This window comes from Anaerohalosphaeraceae bacterium (genome assembly GCA_035378985.1).
GTDB lineage: Bacteria > Planctomycetota > Phycisphaerae > Sedimentisphaerales > Anaerohalosphaeraceae > JAHDQI01.
The window spans coordinates 80,726-104,146 of record DAOSUR010000007.1 but is presented as its reverse complement, the minus strand read 5'-3'; the positions used below and the strand labels follow the sequence as shown (position 1 = coordinate 104,146).

The following is a 23,421-nucleotide window of genomic DNA, read 5'->3' as shown; positions in this document are numbered from 1 at the left end:
AGGCTGAAAGAGGCGATGCGGCGGTTGATTGCAGAATATGAGCAGTTTCTTCGGGCTGCCGTGCTTGGACTGGCGGGCGTGTCCGGGCTGTCGGTTTTGGCTATGACGGCCCTTACCGTCGCGGATGTGCTCCTGCGGAAAACCCCCTGGGCATTTGCCGGAGCATATGACCTTGTAAAGATTCTGGGGGCGATTGCTATTTCCGCCGCTCTGCCCTATACAACAGCCGTCAAAGGCCATGTGGCCATTGAGTTTTTCTACCACAAACTCGGACGAACCGGTCGGCTGATTTTGGATGTTTTTCTGCGTGTCTTATCCATCGGGCTTTTGTGTCTGGCGGTTCGGGAATGCGTTCGATACGGGCAGATGCTGCATCGGACAGGACAGGTTTCTCAAACGCTGCAGATGCCGATTTTCTGGCTGCCCTACTTTTTTGCGGGCTGTCTGATTCTGATGATTCTGGTGAAATTGTATCATATGACCCATCCGGGAAAGGTGCTGCTGAAACCGTGAGTCCTTTTCAGATTGGTCTTGTGGGCTGTGTTTGTCTTCTGGTGCTGCTGTCCAGCAGCATGCCGGTGGCAATTGCCATGATGCTGGTGGGAACGGCGGGCTTTGCAGCCGTGGTCTCACCGTCGGCGGCAATGAGCATGCTCACAGCAGAGCTCTACGATACCTTTACCTCTTATTCGCTGACGGTCATTCCCCTGTTTGTACTGATGGGCCAGGCGGCCTTTCATTCCGGCATCAGCCGACGACTCTTCCAAACCGCGTATCACTGGATGGGACACTGGCCCGGCGGGATGGCCATTTCAACCATTGGGGCCTGCACGGCCTTCGGAGCGATTTGCGGCTCCGGGCCGGCAACAGCCGCTACGATGGCTTCGGTAGTTCTGCCGGAGATGAAGCGGTATCGATACGATATGGAGCTGGCAACGGGGGCCGTGGCCGCCGGCGGCAGTCTGGGGATGCTGATTCCGCCTTCGGTGGTTTTTATTGTGTATGCCATCCTGACGGAGCAGTCTATCGGCAAACTTTTCATCGCCGGGATTGGACCGGGGATTCTGATTGCCGTGCTGTTCTGTCTGACGATTTGGATTCTTTGCAGGCGGCGGCCCCAGCTGGGACCGGCAGGCCCCCAGGTGCCTTTCGGCGAAAAAATTCGGTCTCTGGCAGGTGTTTCTGAGACTTTAGTGCTTTTTTTGGCCGTGATTGGAGGGATGTTTACGGGTCTCTTTACACCAACGGAGGCCGCGGCGGTTGGAGCAGCCGGAGCCATTCTTATCGCAGCATTTCAGAAGAAGCTGACGCTTTCAATGCTGAACCGCTCCCTGAAAGAAACAGTCCGGACTTCGTGCATGGTGATGTTTATCGTCACCGGAGCCGTAATCTTCGGACGCTTTTTGGCAATCACCCAGATTCCGTATAAACTGGCGTCATTTCTGGCATCTCTGCCGCTGCCGGGCTGGGGCATTATGGCACTGATTATTCTGTTCTATCTGCTGGCAGGATGCTTTGTCGATGCACTGGGCCTGATTATGCTCACGATTCCGATTTTTTATCCGGTCGTAACTGAACTGGGCTTTGACCCAATCTGGTTCGGAGTCATTATTGTTGTGGTCACCCAAATGGGAGTTATCTCCCCTCCTGTCGGTGTCAATGTTTATGTCGTCGGCGGAATCGAACGGGACGTGCCTCTGCAGACAATCTTTCGCGGAGCAATGCCGTTTTTGGCGGCTTTGATTGTCGCAGCGGTTTTGCTGATTATTTTTCCGCAAATTGCTCTGTTTTTGCCCAATTTAATCCGGTAAGGGAGGCGGTTTTATGGAAGCAGAAAAGCCTCATGGTTTGTTTGAGAAGATTCTGTTCTGCACGGATTTTTCCTCCAATGCCGACTTTGCCTTTTCTTATGCCCTGAATCTGGCGAAACTGAATCCAAACAGTACGCTCTATCTGCTGCATGTGGTGCCGGAGTCGGACGCTCAGTTCTGGAAAAACTATATCTATGAAATTGAGAATGTGGACCAGAAGGCTAAGCAAGACATTGAAGAGCGTCTGGACCAAACGTATCGAGCCAAAATACCGGCAGAAGTCCGGTTTGAACCGATTTTTCGAATCGGGCGGGAAAGCCATGAGATTCTGGCCGTCGCCCGAGAAAAGCAAGTGGACCTGATTGTAATGGGTCGGCACAGTCAGGGGTCGCTCCAAAAGGCATTTTTCGGAAACATCACAGAAAAAGTCGCCCGTCAGGCCCCCTGTGCCGTATTGATTGTCCCTTTGTCGTATCAGGAGATGCTGCGAAAGAGGCCGTCCGGTCCTCTCAGCGGCGAATAACCCGGCAGCCGAACACTCCGCCGGCAATCTGCTGCGGATGCCCCTGGAAGCGGATTTTCACCTTTTCCTTTCCTTTTGTCAGGTCTTCCGGAATCGGATAAACCACATCGTAAAACTGGTTAGGCTTGTCCATTCCGAGGGCCTGGATGGCAATTTTCGTCCCGTCCACCAAAATGTCGAAGCGGCGGGGACCGCTCTCAGAACCCCAGTAGGTCACCACCAAATCCATCGGCACATCCGGCAGGACCTTCATATCAAAGGCAAACCAGCCGCCGTCGCGGGCATCACGCCACCGCCGGTCATTGTGGATGCCGGTATAGGTATTCTCCCCTTCCAGATTGTGGTCCCGCTCCGGCTGCATTTCGCCGATGCGAAGGACATCCACCGTGCGGGCTTCCATTTCCTGACGGCGTTTCTGTTCGGCCTCATACTCCGCTTTGCGCTGCTTCCACTGCTCCGGTGTAAAAAGGTCCAAATAGACGGTGTATTTCTGTTCGACAATCTGATAAAGAGGACGGAAGGTTAAATCCTGCGGCTCAGAACTGTCAAGAACATATCCGAGACGCCCTGCCTCAAAGACCAGCGGCTCCCGGGCCAATGGTTTCAGAGAGGCCAAAACGGCCTTGTTCTCGCCGATAAGAACCGGGACGGGCCGGTTGCCATCGAGGTCCGCCGCCAGCAGAATCGGACCGGAAAAGAAAGCAATCCGATTGGGATTGTCCGGCATCGACTCAGTCCGCAGCGTCATCGGCAGCTCCAGCCGAATCGTATCACCGCTGCGAAACTCGGCGGAAACAGGGATATACCCGTCCGAATCAGCCGCCGCAGACAGGCTTTTGTCATTCAGAAAAACCTGTATATCCTTACACCAGTAGGGTTTGCGGATGCGAACAGTCATGGAAACCGGCTCCGACGCTGTGAAAACCAAACGGCTTTGCGGTTCATTGGGAAAATTTGTTTCCTGACGAACCGACAGTTTTTTTTCAGGCCAGTTCAGCTCGGAAGCAATGAAGAGATTGACATAGAGGGTTTTACCGTCTGCACTGCGGCTGTATATGGATTCCGGATATTTGACATGGTTTTCCATGCCGGTGCCCACGCAGCACCAGAAATCATCAAAAGGCTGCGAGAAAGACTTGCGGGCGGGCATATCCAGAAAACCCTTGTACTTGAACATCCCCGTCTTCGGATGCTGATGAGCCAAAATGTGGTTATAGAGGGCCCGCTCATAATAATCCATCATCTCGGCTTTCGGCTCCCAGGCAAACAAATGACGGGTGAGTTTGAGCATGTTATACGTGTTGCAGGTTTCCGTCGTGTCGTGCAGGCGGTCATTGAGCCGGCCGGGCGGTCCGAAATACTCCCCGGAACTGTTGCCGCCGTTGACGTACGAGTGATAATGGACGACACGGTCCCAGAAAAACGAAGCGATCGTTTTGAATTTATCCTCTTTGGTCAGTTCATAAATGCGAGCCGCCCCGATGACCTTGGGGATCTGGGTGTTGGCGTGGAGTCCTGCCAGACGGTCTTCCTGCGCAGCCAGCGGTTCGAGGACGGATCGGTGATAAAACTTTTTGGACAGTTCGAGGTACTTGCTGTCGCCGGTGAGAGCATAGAGGTCCGCCAGAACCTCATTCATTCCGCCGTGCTCACAGGCAAGCATCTTCTGCCAGTCTTCGTCGGTCAGGTTGGAGGTGATTTGGTCCGCCCAGTCAGCCAGTTTGGTTAACACGGTAAGGGCCTTGCGGTTGCCGCAGTACAGACAGGCATCACGCAGACCGGCCATCAGTTTGTGGGTGGTGTACCAGGGAACCCAAAGACCGTTCAAGTCAAAGCCGGCAGAGCGGATTTGCCCCCGGGCGATTTCCTCAAAGACCTTTTTGCCGTTGGGAATCGCCGCTACATAGCCGTCGCCGTGTTTACGCTGACAAAGGGCCAGCTCATCAACGATATATTCGACCCGCTCGAGGATTTGCGGGTCCTGCTCATTGGCATACAGCAGGGCGCAGGCGGACAAATAGTGTCCGAGCGAGTGGCCGGCAATGGTCTGGGATTCCCAGCCGCCGTACACAGGGGCCTTGGGCTCTAAACCGGCTTCTTTGCGGAACCAGGCCAGCAGCCGGTCGGGTTCCAGGGAAAGCAGATAGGCCTTGTCGAGTTCCATCGCATTGCGAAACGGCCCGGGCAAAAGTCGGACTTGCGAAAGCGGAAAATCCTCCGCCTGAATCGGAACCATCGGACGAACCCGATACGGCAAATCTGCTGATTGCGCTGCCGCCGTATTCAAAACCATAACCGATACCATCACCCCTGCAAGTGTTTCGGTCAACATCCTGCACCCTTTCTTCTCTTCAAAACAGTCCGTTGTTTGGAGCAATCAGAATCCCTTGGCCAGGGCGTAATAAACCTCGTTCCAGCGAAGTTCTTTTTTGATGTCGGGAATCGTGGTGTTCTTGTCAATCAGGACATATTCGATGCCCGCCATCTCACAGAAATCTTCGATGAACTCGCTGGTGACGGCCATACTGAACGCCGTATGGTGGGCTCCGCCGGCCAGAATCCAGGCCGCCGCTGCTGTCTTGAGATTGGGCTGAGGAATCCAGACCACACGGGCCACCGGCAGCTTAGGCAGGTCCGCATCGGGCTTGACGACCTTAACTTCGTTGACAATCATCCGGAACCGATTGCCCATATCAATCAGGGAGGCATTGATGCCGTCTCCCGCCGGAGTATTGAAGACCACGCGGACCGGGTCGGCCTTGCCGCCGATGCCCAGCGGATGCACCTCCAGGCTGGGTTTGCCCGCGGCGATGGATGAGCAGACCTCGAGCATATGAGCCCCGAGAACCTTGCTGCACTTGGGGTCCATATGATAGGTGTAGTCTTCCATAAAAGAGGTACCGCCTTTCAGACCGGTCGCCATCACCTTCATCGCTCGTACGAGAGCGGCGGTTTTCCAGTCGCCTTCGGCGCCGAATCCGTAGCCGTCGGCCATCAGACGCTGAACAGCCAGACCGGGCAGCTGAAGCAGACCGTGCAGGTCCTCAAACGTCGTAGTGAAGGCCTTAAAGCCCCCTTCTTCGAGGAAGGCCCGCATGCCGGCTTCGATTCGGGCGGCAATGCGGACGGATTCCATCTGCTCGGGCTTGACCTTCATCTTGTAGGCGTCCTTGTATTCCTTGATAAGGGCTTCAACCTGCGCATCAGAAACCTCTTCGATTTTGGCCACGAGGTCGCCGACACCATAGCCGTTGACGGAAACGCCTAGGCGAATCTGGGCCTCGACCTTGTCGCCTTCAGTCACAGCGACCTGACGCATATTGTCGCCCCATCGGCAGACCTTGAGGTTCTGCATTTCATTCCAGCCGCAGGCAGCCCGCATCCAGACGGCCAGACGCTCGATGACTTCCGGATCTTTCCAGTGGCCGACGACGACTTTGCGGTTCTTGCGCATCCGGGTCAGGATAAAGCCGTATTCCCGGCAGCCGTGTGCGGACTGATGAAGGTTCATATAATCCATATCAATCGTATCCCACGGCAGGTCGCGGTTGAACTGGGTATGAAGGTGGACAATCGGCTTCTTGAGAAGGTCAAGCCCCTTAATCCACATCTTGGCCGGCGAGAACGTGTGCATCCAGGTAATCAGCCCGACACAGGCAGGTGTGCTGTTGGCCTCCAGACAGAGCTTGGCGATTTCATCCGGGCCGGTCAAAACCGGCTTGAAAACCACCTTGCAGGGGATAGCCGGATCTGCGTTGAGAGACTTGGCGATCTGCTCGGAATCTTTATCGACCTGCTTGAGGGCCTTGGGACCATAGAGATGCTGACTGCCGGTGACAAACCAGACTTCAAACTGTTTGAGGGTATCCATAAAAATTTCTCCCTAATGCGCCGCTTTTTTGTTAGAAAGGTTTTAACCAATGTCGGTACACTACCGCCGAAAAATGCATCTGTCAAGAAAGAACCCCTCGAGTTTCGGAGACGGAATAGTTATACTATAATCCAGCAGCGGAACCGGATGAAAAGGAACGACTATGACGACAACAATTGCTCTTCTTTTGGGGATGGGCTTTATGCTTCCTGCCGAGCAGATTCCATTCAGCGAGAGACTATTTCATGGGGCGGCGGACATTTCCGCGGCGGTCTTTCTGGACCCGAATTATTTCGCCGTTGCCAACGATGAATCAAACAGAATCCGGATTTACTCGATTGAAAAAACAGACAAGCCGGTCTGGAGTCTTGAGTTAAGCAGTTTTTTGAGGGTGGACAGCCGGTTTCCGGAGGCGGATATTGAGGCGGCCGCCGAGGCGGATGGGGTGATTTACTGGATTACCTCGCACGGGCGCAATAAAGACGGCAAGGTGCGCACAAGCCGCTATCGTTTCTTTGCAGCCGCCCCGTCGAGAACCGCTCCCGCCCTGCCAAGGATGGAACCGGTTGGTGAACCGTGCCTGAATCTGATGGAACAGTTTTTGGCTTGGCCGGAGGCGGCCTTTCTGAAACTGGATAAAGCCGTGCAGCTGCAGGAGGATTTGTCCAAAAAAGAACGAGAAAAACTGGCCCCCAAAAAAGAGGGATTGAATATTGAAGCCATGACGTACCTGCCGACACGCCGCTCGCTTCTGATTGGACTGCGCAATCCGCTTTACAAACCTGACAAAAAAAGCCCGCCCAAAGCAATTGCATTTGAGCTGCTCAACCCGCAGGAGGTTGTAAAAGGAAAACCCGCACAATTCGGGCAGGTCGTTTTGTGGGATTTGGAGGGCCGGGGATTGCGAGGGATGGAATATGACCCAGCGAGAAAAGTTCATTATGTGCTGGCCGGACCGGTGGATGAAGAAACCACCTGTGCCCTATACGTTTGGGATGGGGGTATGGAACATGCGCCCCGGCCGGTATGGGAATGGGACCGCAAAGACCGTTTTACCCCGGAAGGAATTGCCGTACATCCCGTCAGCGGCGAGCTGTGGATATTCAGCGATGACGGAACACTCGAAATCGAGGTCAGCTCCCCTGCCGACTGCCAGGAAGGAGAAATCCTGCCCAGCGGCAAATGTCCGAACAAGTTTCTGACCGATGACCTGCGGAAGACGTTCCGCGTGCGGATTTACAAACCGCTTTGAACCTCTTGAATGAATCAAAACAAAAAAGGCCGGCCATTGAAGACCGGCCTTTTGTCAGGTTTCAGCTCGATTAACTGCATCCCATCGAGTTGCCGCAGTTGTAGCATCGATAGCAGGCGCCGTTCCGCACACAGATGCTTCCGCAGACATCGCAGGCCGGCGCATCATCCTGAAAATGCTCAAACTGGCTGTTGTACTGCTGGATGAGAACAGCCTCGGCCTGAGTGCCGTCCGGATTCTGAAGGACCGAACCAACCAGTTCGACCGCCCGGTCGGCCGCGCGGTCAAACCGGGCAGAAACCGGACGTTCCGTTTTCATCACCGCCGGGGTCTGGGGTTCCGATTTGGCGGCCGCCGCCTTTCTCTCGAGGGCTCGGGCCTGCCCGATTTTCTTGGCCAAATCCTGCGTCTTTTCCACCAGCTGCTTGGCGGTGGTGGTTGTAGGATTCTCCGCCGGAGCCGGGGCATGGTTGGGCATATTCTTTTCGGCATAGCCCGGAATGAACTGACAGCCCAGCCAGCAGAAGATGTAGTCAATCAGACTTTTGGCAAAGGGAATATTTTTGTTGGATGTCATCCCGGCCGGCTCAAAGCGGGCATGGCGGAACTTGTCCACCAGCGTAATCAGCGGCACTCCATACTGCAGGGCCATCGAGACACAGGTGCCGACGACATCCATCAGACCGCCGACCGTGCTGCCCTCTTTGGCCATCGTGATAAACAGCTCGCCGGGCTGGCCGTCTTCGTAAAGACCGACCGTCAGATAGCCCTCGTGACCCGCCACAGAAAACTTGTGGGTAATGCTGTTGCGGGTATCAGGCAAACGGCGGCGGAAAGGCCGTGCAACAGCCTGATTTTCCGAAGATTTGGTTTTTTTTTGCTCTTTATTTTCCACATTGACCGGCTGAAGGCGTTTGGAGCCGTCGCGATAGATCGCCACGGCCTTCAGACCCATTTTCCAGCCCTCAATATAGGCGGACATAATCTCTTCCGTGGTGGCCTCGTGGGGCATATTGATGGTCTTGCTGATCGCACCGGACAGGAACGGCTGAACGGCGGCCATCATCTTCAGATGAGCCATATAGTGGATGTGCCGCTTGCCGTTCTTGGGCTTGAAGGCACAGTCGAAGATGGGCAGATGCTCAGGCCGCAAGGCACTTGCCGTTTCGATGGTGTCGTCGCGGTCGATTGTATCACAGATGCTCTTGATTTCCTCCGGGCTGTATCCGAGCCGTTCGAGGGCCATCGGAACGGTGCGGTTGACAATTTTGAGCATGCCGCCGCCGGCCAGCAGTTTGTATTTAACCAGTGCAATATCCGGCTCCACACCGGTGGTGTCACAGTCCATCATAAACCCGATGGTGCCGGTCGGGGCCAGCACGGTGGTCTGCGCATTGCGGTAGCCGTACTGCGAGCCGGCATCGAAAGCCTGGTCCCAGACGTTCTTGGCCGCACTGAGCAGGTCCTGCGGGCAGTGCATCTCGGGCAGATGATAAGCATGCTCGCGGTGCATCGCAATCACGCGCATCATCGGCTCGCGGTTTTCCTCAAATTCGCTGAACGGCCCCTTGACCGAGGCCAGCTCCGCACTGGCGATGTAGGCCGTACCGGTCAGAATGGCCGTAATGGCTGCGGCAATCGCCCGGCCCCCTTCGGAATCATACGGCAGTGCCAGACTCATAATCAGACTGCCGAGGTTGGCATACCCCAGCCCGAGTGGACGGAATCGGTGGCTGTTTTCGGCGATTTTGGGCTCCGGATAGCTTCCCATATCCACAAGGATGTCCTGGGCGATGATGAAGATGCGGACGGCCTGTTTGAACCGCTGAATGTCAAAGGTGCCGTCATCACGGCGGAACTTCATCAGATTCAGCGAGGCCAGATTGCAGGCCGAATCATCAATAAACATATACTCGCTGCAGGGGTTGGAGGCGTTAATCGGCCCGCTGTTGGGACAGGTGTGCCACTTGTTGATGGTTGTGTGGTACTGCACACCCGGGTCGCCGCAGATGCGGGTGCCTTCGGCAATCAGCCGCATCAGTTCGCGGGCGGAATAGGTCTCCACGGGCTGGCCGGTCGTAACCGAGCGGGTCGTCCAGAGGCCGTCTTTTTCGACGGCTTCCATAAACTCATCCGTCAGCCGCACAGACAGATTGCTGTTCTGGAACATAATGCTGTCGTAGGCCTCGTTGGGGTCGTAGCCCTGCTCAATCAGCGCCCAGGCCTTCTTTTCCTCCAGCGTCTTGCAGGTGATAAATTCCTTGATGTCCGGATGGTCGATTTTGAGCGACTGCATCTTGGCGGCGCGGCGGGTTTTTCCGCCGGATTTGATGACGGCCGCAATCTGGTCATAGACGCGCATAAAGCTCAGCGGGCCCGAGGGTTTGCCGCCGCCGGACAGTTTTTCGCGGCTGCTGCGGAGCGTGGACAGGTCCGTGCCGGTGCCCGAGCCGTGCTTAAAGAGCATCGCCTCGCTGCGGGCCAGCCGCATAATGTCCTCCATCGTGTCCTGAACGGACTGGATGAAACAGGCCGACGCCTGCGGATATTCATAGCTGTTGGGGCACGGGACGGCCTTTTTCTGGCGGTCGTCCCAGTGGTAGTTGTGCGGGCTTCCTTCGATATGGTACACGTCATAGAGGCCGACGTTGAACCAAACGGGGGAATTGAAGGCGCCGTATTGATTTACGCACAGCCAGGTGAGCTCGTGATAGAAGTTTTCGGCGTCCTGCTCGGTCAAAAAATAGCCGTCGCGAAGGCCGCGATCGGCAATGGCGCGGCAGACACGATGGACCAGCTGCTTGACGGAGTTTTCGCGCTGGCCGGACTGGATATCGCCGTAAAAATATTTGCTTACAACTACTTTCGTCGCCAGCTGGCTCCAGGAAGCCGGCACTTCGACATCGTTTTGCTCGAAAATGGGCTTGCCGGAATCGTCGGTAATTTTGGCCTGGCGGGTCTCCCAGACGAGCTCCTCGAAGGGGTGACGGCCGGGGGTTGCGAAAAACGGGTCTATCTTTAAACCCTTGCGGGCAGAGTGGTTAGAATGATTTTCCCACGGCTGAAGGCCTTTTTTTTCGGGTGTTGGGTTCATTGTGCTGTTCCTTTCCGTCCGACACGGGGACATCCCTGTCATAACTGGTTATAATACAAGATATTGCAATGATAATAAAGAACGTACAAGATGTTGTTGTTCACCTTCTCTTATGATACTTTGGGGCGGGCTGGGGACAAGAGGAAAAATGGCAAAAAAATGTTAGCGAAACGTTAGTCCTTGCCGGGATTGAAGCTACGGGAAAAAATTTTTTTGCGGGGCGGATAGTCCATCTTTTTTTGGGTGTTAGGGAAAAGGCAGCGGCCGAAATTTTTTGTGTTTTGGCTTTGGCAAGAAATGTATACATGGAGTGCAAAAAATGCTCGTGCAAGAATCGATAAAAGAAGACCTGGAAATAGGTTTATTGCGGCCGAGTATTCAATAATGAGGAGGAAGAATACCAAGAAAGAGCCGGAATCGGCGATGGACAAATGAAAAAGATATTTTGGACTTTGAAGCAATGGATTTTTTCTGGAGAAAGGAGAGTTGGAATTGGGTCGGGCAGAATGGGGGTTGAAATAAGAGAGGGGATAGGTAATATTGTCTGAAACGTTTTGAAACCAGACAGGAGGAATTTGTGGCTAAAACATCCAAGAAGAGCCGAAGCAAACGGACACGGAAGAAAACTGCAAATGGAGCAGACATGCCGCAAGAGACTAAACCCGCTGAGACACAAAAAGAAAATATGGAAGCTGCCCTCTGGAAGGCGGCCGACAAACTCCGTAAAAACATTGATGCGGCCGAATACAAGCACGTTGTCCTCGGTCTGATTTTTCTCAAGTATATCTCCGATACATTTGAAGAACTTCATCAAAAACTGACCGCCGGACAAGGGGATTACAAAGGAGCAAATCCTGAAGACCCGGACGAATACAAAGCCGAAAATATCTTTTTTGTGCCCGCCAATGCCCGCTGGTCATATCTGCACGGCCGGTCCAAACTGCCGAGCATCGGAAAAGACCTCGACGATGCGATGAGCGAAATCGAAAAGGCCAATCCCACCTTAAAAGGCATCCTGCCGAAGGTTTACGCCCGGCCGAATCTCGATAAAACCTCGCTGGGAAAACTGATTGATTTAATCGGCAATATTGCACTGGGAAAAGAAGCCGCCGAAAGCAAAGACCTCTTAGGCCGAGTCTATGAATACTTTCTGGGCGAGTTTGCCAGTGCGGAAGGCAAAAAGGGCGGACAGTTCTACACGCCCCCGTCCATTGTGCGGCTGATGGTAGAGATGATTGAGCCGTACCGCGGGCGGGTCTATGACCCCTGCTGCGGCTCGGGCGGGATGTTTGTCGCCAGTGAAAAGTTCATTGAGGCCCATCAGGGCCGACGCGAGGACATCTCGATATACGGTCAGGAATCCAACCGGACGACCTGGCAGCTGTGCAAGATGAATCTGGCCATCCGCCGGATTGACAGTTCGCAGGTCAAATGGAACAGCGAAGGGTCGTTTCTCAATGACGCCCACAAGGACCTGAAAGCCGATTTTATCCTGGCCAATCCTCCGTTTAACGACAGCGACTGGTCGGGGGAGCTGCTGCGGAATGACCCCCGCTGGCAGTATGGAGTGCCGCCGGCTTCCAATGCCAACTATGCCTGGCTGCAGCATATGATTTATCACCTTTCGCCGCGGGGCATTATGGCGTGTGTACTGGCCAACGGCTCCCTGTCCAGTCAAACCAACAATGAAGGGGAAATCCGCAAGAACCTTGTCGAGGCGGACCTGGTGGACTGCATCGTCGGCCTGCCCAAGCAGCTGTTCTACAATACCGGCATTCCGGCGTGCATCTGGTTTATCTCCCGCAAGCGTCTGGGCAACGGCGACCGCAAGCGCAGCGGGGAAATCCTCTTTATCGATGCCGGCGAAATCGGCTATATGCGGGACCGCACGCACCGGGAGTTTTCGGATGAGGATATAAGAAAAATTGCCGACACCTATCACAGCTGGCGGACCAAAGGAGGACAGTACAAGGACGTTAAGGGCTTCTGCAAATCGGCGACGCTGGAGGAGATTCGAAAGCACAATTACGTCCTGACCCCCGGCCGGTACGTCGGCATCAAAGACGAAGAAGACGACGGCATCCCGTTTGAAGAAAAAATGAAGCAGTTGACTGCCGAACTGGCAGCGCAGATGGAGGAAGAGAAAAGACTGAATAGAGCAATTAAAAAGAATCTGGAAGGATTGGGGTATGGCGGACGAAACAGAACTCGAAGTTTTCCGGCAATTCACCAGCCATCAGGAAAAATTTGATTATTTCTTAATGTCTGTGGCGGCAGCGGCCATAGGATTTGCGATTCATCGAACAACCGGAATGGCTATGGAGAGGTTAATGCTCCTATTAGGGGTTGCCGTTACTCTTTGGGCAATCAGTTTTTTTGCAGGTTGCAGAAGGCGTCAATATGTCGGATCTACCATGTTTGCAAATTTTGAATTATTACGAGTTCAAAAGGGCGAAAACCCAGAAATTGGTATGCACCCACAAAAAATTCAAGCGGCATCTGAAGGAATTTTAAGAGCGGCTGCATATAATTCAAAGCGCGCGTCATTTTGGGCAACAATTCAATTGTATACTCTTTTTATCGGTGCGATTGTTTTTATTGTTTGGCACGTACTCGAAATGTCTAAGATTTGCTCAAAGTAGCATACAATGACTGACTGGAAAGAAACAACTTGGGGAACACTTGCAACGTTAGAGTATGGCAAGTCTTTGCGTAACTATGAAAATGCAAAAGGTATGTACAGAGTATATGGTACGAACGGACCTATTGGATGGCATAACGAACCATTATGTACTTTTCCAAGCATAATAATTGGACGTAAAGGTGCTTATCGAGGGGTCCATTTCTCACCAGAACCATTTTTTGTTATAGATACGGCGTTTTATCTCAAACCCAAAACAGAATTTGATATTAAATGGGCTTATTACCAACTATTGACCCAAGACATAAACGGAATGGATAGCGGGTCGGCTATTCCTTCAACAAGTCGAGAAGAATTTTATAATTTAAAAGTAATCCTTCCTCCACTTTCAGAGCAGAAGGCGATAGCGGCGGTTTTATCGAGTTTTGATGACAAGATAGAGCTGCTGCGTCGGCAGAATAAGACCCTCGAATCTATTGCTCAGGCGATATTTCGGGAATGGTTTGTTAAGTTTAGAGTGAACGGTGAACAGTTAAAAGTGAATCCCCAAACCGGCCTGCCCGAGGGGTGGAGATGGGGAAAACTGGGGGAGGTTTTATTAGAAATTCAAACAGGCAAAAGACCTAAAGGCGGCGTTGGTTTCCTAAAGTCAGGCATCCCAAGTATAGGAGCAGAAAATATTTTAGGGTTAGGCATTTACGACTTTTCAAAAGAGAAATATATCTCTGAAGACTTTTATGAATCTATGGAACAAGGAAAACTTCAAAGCAGAGATGTATTATTATATAAGGATGGTGCAGAATTAGGAAGAAAGAGTTTCTTTGCTTATGGATTCCCTCATGAAAAATGCGCTATAAATGAGCACGTCTTTATTTTAAGAGCTAAAGAAGAAACGGTAAGCCAAGAATATCTTTTTTTATGGCTGGATTTACCGGAAATAACAGGCGCTATTCGGAATCTTAATTCCAACTCAGCGCAACCCGGGATAAATCGAGAGCAAGTTAAGACTTTAGATATCTTGCTGCCAGACAGATTAAAAATGGTAGTTTTCAATCAAACAATAAAACCTGTTTTCGAAAAAATATTCAAAAACTGCAAACAAATCCAAACTCTCTCGAAGCTGCGGGATACGCTGTTGCCCAAACTGATGAAGGGGGAGATAAGAGTGAAGAGTGAACAGTGAAGAGTGAAAAGTGAAAAGTGAACAGTGAAAAGGGAAGAGTGAAAAGTGAAGAGTGATAAGTGAAGAGTGAAAAGGGAAAAGGGAAAAGGAGTGAGAAATTCAATTTTAAAAGAAAAAAGCTATAAATTTGCCGTTCGGATTGTCAAGCTCTCACAATATCTGCAGCGAGAGAAAAAAGAATATGTCCTAAGCAAACAGATTTTGGAAAGCGGAACAGCCATCGGGGCATTGATTCGAGAAGCAGAATTCGGGCAAAGCAGGGCGGATTTTGCACACAAAATGAGTATTGCATTGAAGGAAGCCAATGAAACCGATTACTGGCTCTGTTTGATGAAGGATGCAGACTATATAGATAAAAAGATGCACGAGAGTATGCAGACAGATTGTCAGGAACTGACAGCTATGCTGATATCAACCGTAAAAACGAGTAAAAGAGTGAAAAGTGAAGAGTGAAAAGGGAAAAGTGAAGAGGGAAGAGGGGAAAAGATTTCGAAACGATTTTTACTACGCCGAGTTAAACCATGAGCCTCTTCGAATCCGATATTGAACAGTATGTGATTGAACTGCTGCAATCGCAGGGGTTTGAGTATCTGTCTCCTGAAGAGCAGGCCGCCGAACGGCAGAGCCCCGGCGAGGTTGTTCTGGTCAACCGCCTCCGAAACGCCGTCGATATGCTCAACCCGGGCATTCCGGAGGAGACCCGAGTTCAGGCCCTCCGGCAGGTTCTCCACCTGCCCAGCCAGAACCTTATCGATAACAACGAGGCGTTTCACCGGATGCTGACGGAGGGAGTCGAGGTAGAATACCTCGTTGACGGCACCGTTCGGGGCGACAAGGTCCGGCTGATTGATTTTGAGGAGGTCCGCAACAACGAGTTTCTGGTCTGCAACCAGTTTACCGTCACCGAAAACAACATCACCAAACGCCCGGATGTAGTCCTGTTTGTCAACGGTCTGCCTCTGGCGGTGATGGAACTGAAGAACCCGGCCGATGAAAACGCCACAATTGCCAAGGCCTTTACCCAGCTGCAGAATTACAAAAGCGCCATTCCGTCCCTTTTCCATTATAACGCCGTTCTGGCTGTTTCCGACGGCTTCGATGCGAGGGCCGGGACGATTTCTTCGGATTACGGCCGGTTTGCCGCCTGGAAATCCATTGACGGCCGACGGGAAGAGAGCCCCACAGTCCCGCAGCTGGAAATGCTGGTTCGGGGGATGCTGAACAAAACGGTTTTTCTGGACCTGATACGGCATTTTACTGTCTTTGAGAAAACGATGAGGACCGACCCCCAAACCGGTCTGTCGAGCACTGTATCCGTGAAGAAAACGGCGGCCTATCATCAGTATTTTGCCGTGAACAAAGCGGTTGAGATGACTCTGCAGGCAAGCCGCCCCGACGGAAACCGAAAAATCGGCGTGGTCTGGCATACGCAGGGCTCCGGAAAGAGTTTGTCGATGGTCTTTTATACCGGCAAAATCGTTCTGAACCTGGACAACCCGACGGTGGTCGTTGTGACCGACCGCAACGATCTGGATGACCAGCTGTTTGAGACGTTTGCGGGGTGCCGGCAGCTGCTTCGGCAGGAGCCGGTGCAGGCCCAGAGCATTGCCCATCTGAAAACGCTTCTGAGAACGGCCGGCGGCGGCATTATTTTTACGACTCTGCAGAAGTTTTCCCCGGAGGAGGGCCAATCGCATTTTGAACGGCTGTCGGAGCGCCGGAATATTGTTGTGATTGCCGACGAGGCACACCGGAGCCATTACGGCTTTCAGGCAAGACATATTACACAGCAAGACGGCACGGTAAGAACAGTCTACGGAATGGCCAAGTATCTGCGGGACGCCCTGCCGAATGCGTCGTTTATCGGTTTTACAGCCACACCGATCGAGAAAGAGGACATCTCCACGCGTTCGGTTTTCGGGAATGAGATTGATATTTACGACATTGAGCAGTCCATCCGGGACGGCGCGACGGTTCCCATCTATTATGAATCGCGGCTGGCCAGGATTCAATTAAAGCCCGAAGAAAAGGAGCTGCTCGATGAGGAAGTCGCGGCCATCACCGAAGGGGCCGAAAGCACCGCCGCCGAAAGAGCCAAGGCCAAATGGACCCAGCTGGAGGCCATTGTAGGGCATCCGGACAGAGTAAAGGATGTCGCCGCAGATATTGTTCAGCATTTTGAACAGCGGCAGGAGGTTTTTGACGGCAAGGCCATGATCGTCTGTATAAGCCGGCGGACAGCGGTTGCGATGTACGAGGCCATTCTGAGACTTCGGCCGAACTGGGCGGAGCAGTTAAAAGTGGTGATGACCTCCGCCTCCTCCGATCCGCCGGAATGGCAGCCGCACAGCACCACTAAAGAACAGCGGCGGGAGATTGCAGCACGCTTTAAGAATCCGAACGACCCGCTAAAGATGGTTATCGTCTGTGATATGTGGCTGACGGGTTTTGATGTGCCGTGTCTGCATACGATGTACATTGATAAGCTGATGCGCGGTCATACGCTGATGCAGGCGATTGCCCGGGTCAATCGGATTTTCCGGGATAAAGAAGGCGGCCTCATTGTGGACTATATCGGGTTTGCATCAGAGCTGAAGGAAGCCATTGCGGTCTATACACAAAGCGGCGGCCGGGGAACTCCGACGCTGGATCAGTCGGAAGCTGTGCGGGTGATGCTCGAAAAACTCGAGGTTGTGCGACAGATGTTTTCTCATTTTGACTATCGGCAGTTTTTTGCGGCTGATACAAATCAGAAGCTTACTGTGATTCTCGAAGCACAGGAATATATTTTGGGACTTGAAAACGGCAGAGAACGCTTTATTCGGGAAGTGACCGCTTTGTCGAGGGCCTTTGCCCTTTCGATTCCTCATCCGGAGGCGCTGGCGGTACGGGATGAGGTCGGGTTTTTCCAGGCCGTCAAGGCACGTCTGGTCAAGTATGAGCCGGCCGGTTCGGGAAAATCGGATGCCGAGATCGAAACGGCGATTCGACAGATTGTAGACCGGGCTTTGGTTTCGGAAGGGGTTGTCGATATTTTCGATGCGGCCGGGATTAAAAAACCGGACATTTCGATTCTTTCCGATGAGTTTCTGAAAGAAATTCAGGGAATGGAGCGGAAGAATATCGCGATTGAAGTGCTGCGGAAACTGCTGAGTGATGAAATTCGGGTGCGAAATAAGAAGAATCGAACACAAAGTAAGAAACTGTCTGAGATGCTTCAGGAGGCAATCCGGCGGTATCAGAATCATTTGCTGACAACGGCTCAGATTATTGATGAGCTGATCCGGATGGCGAGGGAGATACGGGAATTAGACAAGCGAGGCGAAAAACTGCATCTTTCGGAGGAAGAACTGGCCTTTTATGATGCGCTGGCCGACAATCAGAGCGCTGTTGATGTTCTGGGCGACGAAACATTGAGGGATTTGGCCCGCGTGCTGGTCCAGCGGGTCAAGGAAAATACGACGATTGACTGGACGATTCGAGACAATGTACGCGCCAAACTGCGGGTGACCATCAAAAGACTCCTTCGCCAATACGGGTACCCGCCGGATTTGCAGCAGATGGCAACCGATAACGTACTCAAGCAAGCGGAACTTCTTGCGGACGACTGGTCGCGGCAGATGTAAGTATCGCAATTGAACCGGCGAGTTGGGGTGGGAAAAGAATTTCTTGCAAAGTTCGGCAAATTCACGATACTGAATTGGATATTGCAAAGAAACCTTGGCTGATTTTTTCTAAAAGGACCTGAAGCGATGGCAGCGAAGCGAACGGACAGCGCGGGCAAGCGCGGGCTTTCGATGGCCGCACGGGCGGTGCATGCGGGGGAGCCGCGGAAGCGGTATGCGGACTCGATTACGACGCCGATTGTGCAGACGTCGACGTTTGTGTTTGCCGACAGCCGGGAGATTGAACGGTACACGCACGGGGGCAAAAAGCGGTACGAATACGGGCGGTACGGGAACCCGACGGCGACGATTGCGGAACGGCGGCTGGCGGATTTGGAGGGGGCGGAGGACTGCGTGGTGTTTTCGTCGGGGATGAGCGCGATTACGACGACGATTCTGTCGCTGGTGCAGTCGGGCGACCATATCGTGATTACCGACGACAGCTACAAGAAGACGCTGGAGTTCTGCCGGTCGTACCTGAAGCAGTTCGGCATCGGGTGCACGATTGTGCCGTTCGGGGATTATGCGGGGCTGGAGAAGGCGATTCGAAAAAATACGCGGTTTATCTTTTCGGAATCGCCGACGAATCCGTATCTGAATATTTTCGATTTGGTGAAACTGAAGGCGATTGCGCGGCGGCACCGGGTGCTGACGCTGATTGACAGCACGTTTGCGACGCCGCTGAACCAGCGGCCGCTGGAGTTCGGGATTGATTTGGTGCTGCACAGCTGCACGAAGTATCTGGCGGGGCATAATGATATTCTGGCGGGGGCGGTGCTGGGGCGGACGGAGCTGGTGGACAAGATTCGCAACCTGCACAAGTCGATGGGCGGCACGATTGACCCGCACTGCTGCTATTTGCTGCTGCGGGGGCTGAAGACGTTTCCGCTGCGGGTGGCGCGGCAGAACGAGACGGCGCTGACGGTGGCGCGGTACCTGGAGGGGCATCCGAAGATTAAGCGGGTGTATTATCCGTTTCTGGAGAGCCATCCGCATTATGAGGTGGCCAAGAGCCAGATGAGCGGGGGCGGCGGCGTGGTGACGTTTGAGACGAAGGGGACGCTGCGGGCGGCCAAGCGGTTTCTGGATGCGCTGCGGCTGTGCTATATCGGGCCGAGTCTGGGGGGCGTGGAGACGCTGATTACGCATCCGGCGCTGGTCAGCTATTACGACTATTCGCGGAAGGAGCGGTACGAGCTGGGGATTACGGATACGCTGTTTCGGCTGGCGGTGGGGATTGAGGAGGCCGAGGATATTATCGCGGACCTGGAGCGGGGGCTGCGGAAGCTGTAAGAGCGGCCGGCGGCCAGAAACCAGCAACCGGTTAACAGATTTACCCCCCCCTTTTGTCTCGTTCGAGGGACTATCTTTCCATGGGCTTGCGCCCGCGGCTAAAAGGGAAGAAAGCGGGAAGGGTCAGCGGTTGAGGACGAGGGCGGCGGCGCCGGTGATGCGGCTGTGTTTGACGGCCAGGAGGGCTTCATTGGCCTGCTCGAGGGGGAAGGCGGTGACTTCGGCCTTGAGGCCGATCTGGGCGGCAATGCGGAGGAATTCGCTGCCGTCGGCATAGGTGACGTTGGCGGTGCTTTGGATGGTGCGTTCGGACCAGAGCAGCTCGGCATAGTCCATCGGGGGAATGGGGTCGATTTTGCGGATGGCGTTGATGACGAGCTTGCCGCCTTTCTGGAGGTTTCGCAAAATCAGCGGCAGGGCCCGGCCGACCGGCGTAAAATCGATGACTTTGTCCATCTTCTGCGGGGGATTGTCTTCGGTATGGCCCGCCCAGTCGGCCCCCAGCCGGAGGGCCTGCTGCTGATGCTCCCGGTCGCGGCTGAAGGCAAAGACCCGGCAGCGGGGATACAGGACCCGCAGGACCTGGATGGTCAGGTGGGCGGAGGCGCCAAAGCCGAAGAGCCCGACGATTTGGCCGTCTTCGATTTGGCAGAGCCGCAGAGCGCGATAGCCGATGACGCCTGCACACAAAAGCGGGGCTGTGTGCAGGTCATCCAGCAAGGGCGGAAGCAGATGGGCGAAGGCAGCGGGGACGGTCATCCGTTCGGCGTATCCGCCGTCGGCATCCAAGCCGGTCCAGAGGGCTTTTTCGCAGAGATTTTCCAGTCCGCGGGTGCAGAAGGAGCAGGTGCGGCAGGATTTCCACAGCCAGGTGATGCCGACGCGGTCGCCGATTTGGAAGCTGCCGACGCGGGGACCTTTGGCGATGACCCGGCCGACAACCTGATGACCGAGAATGCGGGGAAGCCGGGACACGGGCAGACGGCCTTCGATTTCATCCAGTTCGGTATGGCAGACCCCGCAGACGCTCACTTCCAGGAGCAGTTCATCCTCGGCGGGCTGCGGGTCGGGCATTTCGAGCAGACGGACGGGCTTTTGCTCGACGGGGGCGATTTCAGTCAGAGCGGCGGCTTTCATCCTGCAGCTCCTTTAGGGCGGCGGCGAAGGTCTCATAGGCGGGCCGGTCAAACAGGCAAAAGACGACCCGCTGAAGAGAGGTTTGGGGATTGTTTTGGAGGAAATCACGGGCGGTTCGAAGCAGAATGCGGGCACAGCGGTCGATGGGATAACCGAAGATGCCGGTGCTGATGGCACAGAAAGCAATGCTTTGGAGATAGTGCGTGTCGGCTACCTTGAGGGAGTTCAGGGCGGCCTGCTTGAGTTTGCGGTCTTCATTGCCTTCGCCCATTCGGGGGCCGACAGCGTGAATGACATAGCGGGCTTTGAGATTGCCGGCCCCGGTCAGAACCGCCCCGCCGACAGGTACGGGGGCCTTCTGATCGCATTCCTCCTGAATGGATGGGCCGCCCTTTCGGCGGATGGCCCCGGCTACACCGCCGCCCATAATCAGCTGAGAGTTGGCGGCATTGACGATGGCATCGGTATCCTGTTCGGTGATGTCGCCCTGCACCAGTTCAATGGTTTTGTCAGCGAGCATCCATTTCATATCCGTATTCTCCTGTTTGCAGCCGGCTGCTTTGGCTTTCCTTGTTTTTTCAGCATAACGTTTTTCTTGCTTTTTGGCAAAGGGATTGAGTACAATCCTGTTTTTATCCGAAAAAGAAGGGCTCGGGGTGTAGCTCAGTTTGGCCAGAGCGCCTGGTTTGGGACCAGGAAGTCGCAGGTTCGAATCCTGTCACCCCGATTTGGAAAATTTGGGGACGGGCATTCCTTTTGCATATTCCTTTCTCTGTGAACGCAAGAAAGTGCGAATGTCGGAACTTTTTTCGACAATTCTGTAGAAAAGCGAAAATAAAACTACAAAAGTGTCATAAGGAAGTGTTTTGATGAAGATTCGCTGTCTTCGCCATGTTCCGTTTGAAGACGCCGGAGCCATTGAGGATTGGGCGGTTCATCGGGGATTTCCGCTTTGTTATACCTGTCTGGATGAGAATGAAGGGCTGCCCAGAACGGAAAGTTTTGACTTTCTGGTTGTTCTGGGCGGGCCGATGAATATTTATGAGGAAGAGCAATACCCTTGGCTTGCGGAGGAAAAACAGTTTTTGAAAGAATGTGTACGGGCCCGAAAAAAGATACTGGGCATCTGCCTGGGGGCACAACTGCTGGCCGATGTTTTGGGAGGAAAAGTCTCTGGAAACCCCTTCAAAGAAATCGGCTGGCATCCCGTTCATCTTTCCCGCACGGCCGAACAATCCCCTGTTTTGCTGCGGATTTTTCCAAAACGCTTTACAGCGTTTCAGTGGCACGGGGATACGTTTCATATCCCGCCGGGCGGACTGCGCTGGGCGGAAAGCAGCGCCTGCCAAAACCAAGCTTTTCAATATGGACAGAACATTATCGGTCTCCAATTTCACCTTGAGTACACGAGAAAGAATATCGAGAATATGTTATATTACTGCTCCGATGAAATTATCGACTCCCCCTTTATCCAAAAACCCTCAATTATTCGAAAAGGATATGACTATCTTCCTCAAATGAACGCCCTGCTGTTTCGGTTTCTGGACGAATGGCTCGCACAGCCCCCTGTGCCTTCCTAAGCTTCTCAAAAAGCAAGATTCCGCACCAGATTTTTTATCTCCTTTTCTATCAAGCACTTGAAGACAAAATATTTCCTGTTTTTTAATTTGACTTGACAAGGTTTTCCGACAAAGATAATATAAAGTAAACGTTTACTGGAAGTTTGTCATAACAATACAAAGCCAAGGATGTGCCTGAAGAAACCCAAGCAGGCATTTTTTTGAACAGCCGCCAGTAAACGTTTACTGAAAAAAGAGAGGGAAGGCGAGGGAAAACCGAACCATGGCCAAGAAACGCACCTCTATCCCGACGGTCCGCGAGATAGCCAGCCACTGCGGAGTCAGCAACGCCACTGTCAGCCGTGTTTTGAACGGCAATTATTCCAACGGCTTTTCCGTCCGTGAGGAAGTGCGTCAGCTGATTACCCAGATGGCGGAGGAACTGGGGTATCGGCCCAATCTGGCGGCCAAGAATCTGGTCAAGCGTCAAACCAAAATCATCAGCATCATCGGCTACAATACGGTATTCGGCTGGCCGAGCAATATTTACCAGTTGACAACAGAAGAAGCCGTCCGGATGCTCCAGGACCATCAGTACGATGTGTGCTCGACGGCCCCGAATCTGCTGCGGGATGATACGGAACTGCCGCCCTGGCGTGTGGACGGGATTATCGTGATTCAGGAATGCTCCCCCCGAACCATTGAGGAGATGGAAAAAATCCGTCTGCCGTATGTGGTCATCAATGGCCCGCGCGGCTCGCTGGGTTCGTCCGTGATTCCGGATGACCCCGAGGCCACTCGGGAAGCGATTCGATACCTGTACGACCTGGGCCATCGCCGAATCGCCTATGCCGGTCCGACCCCGCAGCACCGCAGACATTTCAGTATCGAAGAGCGTCATCGGACCTATCTGGAGGAGCTCCAGCAGCGCAAACTGGTCTGCATCAGCGGCCATGATAAAGTCTTTGAGGACGGGATTTCGTTTCTTAAGCGGGCCGTGCTGGAGGAAAAAGCAACGGCGATTCTGGCCTATGACCACGTGGTGGCTCTGAAGATTCTCCACGATGCCCCGACGCTGAATATCGCCATTCCGGAACATGTCAGTCTGATGTGCTTCAATGATGAGTACCTGTGCGATATTGTCAAGCCGGCCCTGACGACCATCGGCGCCCCGTCGCGGGAAATGGGCAAATTGGCGGCTCAGCTGCTGCTGCGTCAGATTGAACTGCCTCCGGAAGAGCGCAGCGGACAGACCGTCAAACTCCAACAGCATCTGATTATCCGTTCTTCGACCAGCCGTCCTTTCGGCATTAAGATTGAAGAAATCGGCCGCTCGGACAGACGGCTGAGCGGCTACGATGAGGAAGTGCTGCCGGCACAGCGTCAGTAACT

The 23,421-nt window shown here is 53.5% G+C and carries 17 protein-coding genes and 1 tRNA gene; 13 read left to right on the top strand and 5 right to left on the bottom strand.

Annotated elements, in window-relative coordinates; translation table 11 throughout:
• Positions 1-15: 15 nt before the first annotated feature.
• Genes PKY88_06915 through PKY88_06905 form a run of 3 tightly spaced genes read left to right on the top strand, consistent with a single transcriptional unit; the run spans position 16 to position 2,334 of the window.
• On the top strand, positions 16-513 hold the full coding sequence (locus tag PKY88_06915) for a TRAP transporter small permease (GenBank protein ID HOQ04927.1): 498 nt from the start codon (positions 16-18) through the stop codon (positions 511-513).
• Positions 510-1,811 carry a TRAP transporter large permease gene (locus PKY88_06910; GenBank protein ID HOQ04926.1) on the top strand — a complete coding sequence of 434 codons (1,302 nt, stop codon included), beginning with the start codon at positions 510-512 and terminating at the stop codon, positions 1,809-1,811. The genes PKY88_06915 and PKY88_06910 overlap by 4 nt, the downstream gene beginning before the upstream one ends.
• 13 nt (positions 1,812-1,824) lie before the next feature.
• Positions 1,825-2,334: a universal stress protein gene (locus PKY88_06905; GenBank protein ID HOQ04925.1), complete on the top strand. Its 510-nt coding sequence runs from the start codon at positions 1,825-1,827 to the stop codon at positions 2,332-2,334.
• Here PKY88_06905 and PKY88_06900 read toward each other — a convergent pair.
• Both PKY88_06900 and araA read right to left on the bottom strand, forming a co-directional pair.
• Positions 2,321-4,666 carry a glycoside hydrolase family 127 protein gene (locus PKY88_06900; GenBank protein HOQ04924.1) on the bottom strand — a complete coding sequence of 782 codons (2,346 nt, stop codon included), beginning with the start codon at positions 4,664-4,666 and terminating at the stop codon, positions 2,321-2,323. The genes PKY88_06905 and PKY88_06900 overlap by 14 nt on opposite strands.
• A 45-nt stretch (positions 4,667-4,711) precedes the next feature.
• The gene (gene araA / locus PKY88_06895) at positions 4,712-6,205 is read right to left on the bottom strand and encodes an L-arabinose isomerase (protein ID HOQ04923.1); all 1,494 of its coding nucleotides are present in this window, start codon (positions 6,203-6,205) and stop codon (positions 4,712-4,714) included.
• 163 nt (positions 6,206-6,368) lie between these two features.
• Between araA and PKY88_06890 the strand changes: the two genes are divergently transcribed.
• A complete protein-coding gene (locus PKY88_06890) occupies positions 6,369-7,457 on the top strand; it encodes a DUF3616 domain-containing protein (GenBank protein HOQ04922.1) in 1,089 nt (362 codons plus the stop codon).
• 70 nt (positions 7,458-7,527) lie between these two features.
• Here PKY88_06890 and PKY88_06885 read toward each other — a convergent pair whose 3' ends face one another.
• Positions 7,528-10,551 (bottom strand): vitamin B12-dependent ribonucleotide reductase, encoded by a 3,024-nt coding sequence (locus tag PKY88_06885; GenBank protein HOQ04921.1) that lies wholly within the window; start codon positions 10,549-10,551, stop codon positions 7,528-7,530.
• Positions 10,552-11,236: 685 nt separating this feature from the next.
• Between PKY88_06885 and PKY88_06880 the strand changes: the two genes are divergently transcribed.
• From PKY88_06880 to PKY88_06855, 6 genes are all read left to right on the top strand, one after another.
• Positions 11,237-12,802: a class I SAM-dependent DNA methyltransferase gene (locus PKY88_06880; GenBank protein HOQ04920.1), complete on the top strand. Its 1,566-nt coding sequence runs from the start codon at positions 11,237-11,239 to the stop codon at positions 12,800-12,802.
• Entirely contained in the window at positions 12,741-13,193 is a 453-nt protein-coding gene (locus tag PKY88_06875) for a hypothetical protein (GenBank protein HOQ04919.1), read from the top strand. Before PKY88_06880 ends, PKY88_06875 begins: the two co-directional genes overlap by 62 nt.
• Positions 13,194-13,199: 6 nt before the next feature.
• The gene (locus tag PKY88_06870) at positions 13,200-14,375 is read left to right on the top strand and encodes a restriction endonuclease subunit S (protein ID HOQ04918.1); all 1,176 of its coding nucleotides are present in this window, start codon (positions 13,200-13,202) and stop codon (positions 14,373-14,375) included.
• A gap of 90 nt (positions 14,376-14,465) precedes the next feature.
• Positions 14,466-14,828 carry a four helix bundle protein gene (locus PKY88_06865; GenBank protein HOQ04917.1) on the top strand — a complete coding sequence of 121 codons (363 nt, stop codon included), beginning with the start codon at positions 14,466-14,468 and terminating at the stop codon, positions 14,826-14,828.
• Positions 14,829-14,896: 68 nt separating this feature from the next.
• Positions 14,897-18,001, top strand: coding sequence for a type I restriction endonuclease subunit R (locus tag PKY88_06860; protein ID HOQ04916.1), 3,105 nt, complete (start codon positions 14,897-14,899; stop codon positions 17,999-18,001).
• Positions 18,002-18,127: 126 nt separating this feature from the next.
• A complete protein-coding gene (locus PKY88_06855) occupies positions 18,128-19,333 on the top strand; it encodes an aminotransferase class I/II-fold pyridoxal phosphate-dependent enzyme (protein HOQ04915.1) in 1,206 nt (401 codons plus the stop codon).
• Positions 19,334-19,456: 123 nt separating this feature from the next.
• Here PKY88_06855 and PKY88_06850 read toward each other — a convergent pair whose 3' ends face one another.
• Positions 19,457-20,470 (bottom strand): zinc-dependent alcohol dehydrogenase family protein, encoded by a 1,014-nt coding sequence (locus PKY88_06850; protein ID HOQ04914.1) that lies wholly within the window; start codon positions 20,468-20,470, stop codon positions 19,457-19,459.
• Positions 20,448-20,999 carry a macro domain-containing protein gene (locus PKY88_06845; protein ID HOQ04913.1) on the bottom strand — a complete coding sequence of 184 codons (552 nt, stop codon included), beginning with the start codon at positions 20,997-20,999 and terminating at the stop codon, positions 20,448-20,450. The genes PKY88_06850 and PKY88_06845 overlap by 23 nt, the downstream gene beginning before the upstream one ends.
• Positions 21,000-21,122: 123 nt before the next feature.
• On the opposite strand from PKY88_06845, the gene PKY88_06840 reads away from it, so the two are divergent.
• The 3 genes from PKY88_06840 to PKY88_06830 all read left to right on the top strand — a co-directional run bounded on the left by PKY88_06840 (position 21,123) and on the right by PKY88_06830 (position 23,419).
• Positions 21,123-21,197: transfer RNA gene (locus tag PKY88_06840), tRNA-Pro, on the top strand.
• 142 nt (positions 21,198-21,339) lie between these two features.
• A complete protein-coding gene (locus PKY88_06835) occupies positions 21,340-22,050 on the top strand; it encodes a type 1 glutamine amidotransferase (GenBank protein ID HOQ04912.1) in 711 nt (236 codons plus the stop codon).
• A 262-nt stretch (positions 22,051-22,312) separates the two neighbouring features.
• Complete coding sequence (locus PKY88_06830) at positions 22,313-23,419, top strand: LacI family DNA-binding transcriptional regulator (GenBank protein HOQ04911.1); 1,107 nt, start codon at positions 22,313-22,315, stop codon at positions 23,417-23,419.
• Positions 23,420-23,421: the final 2 nt, after the last annotated feature.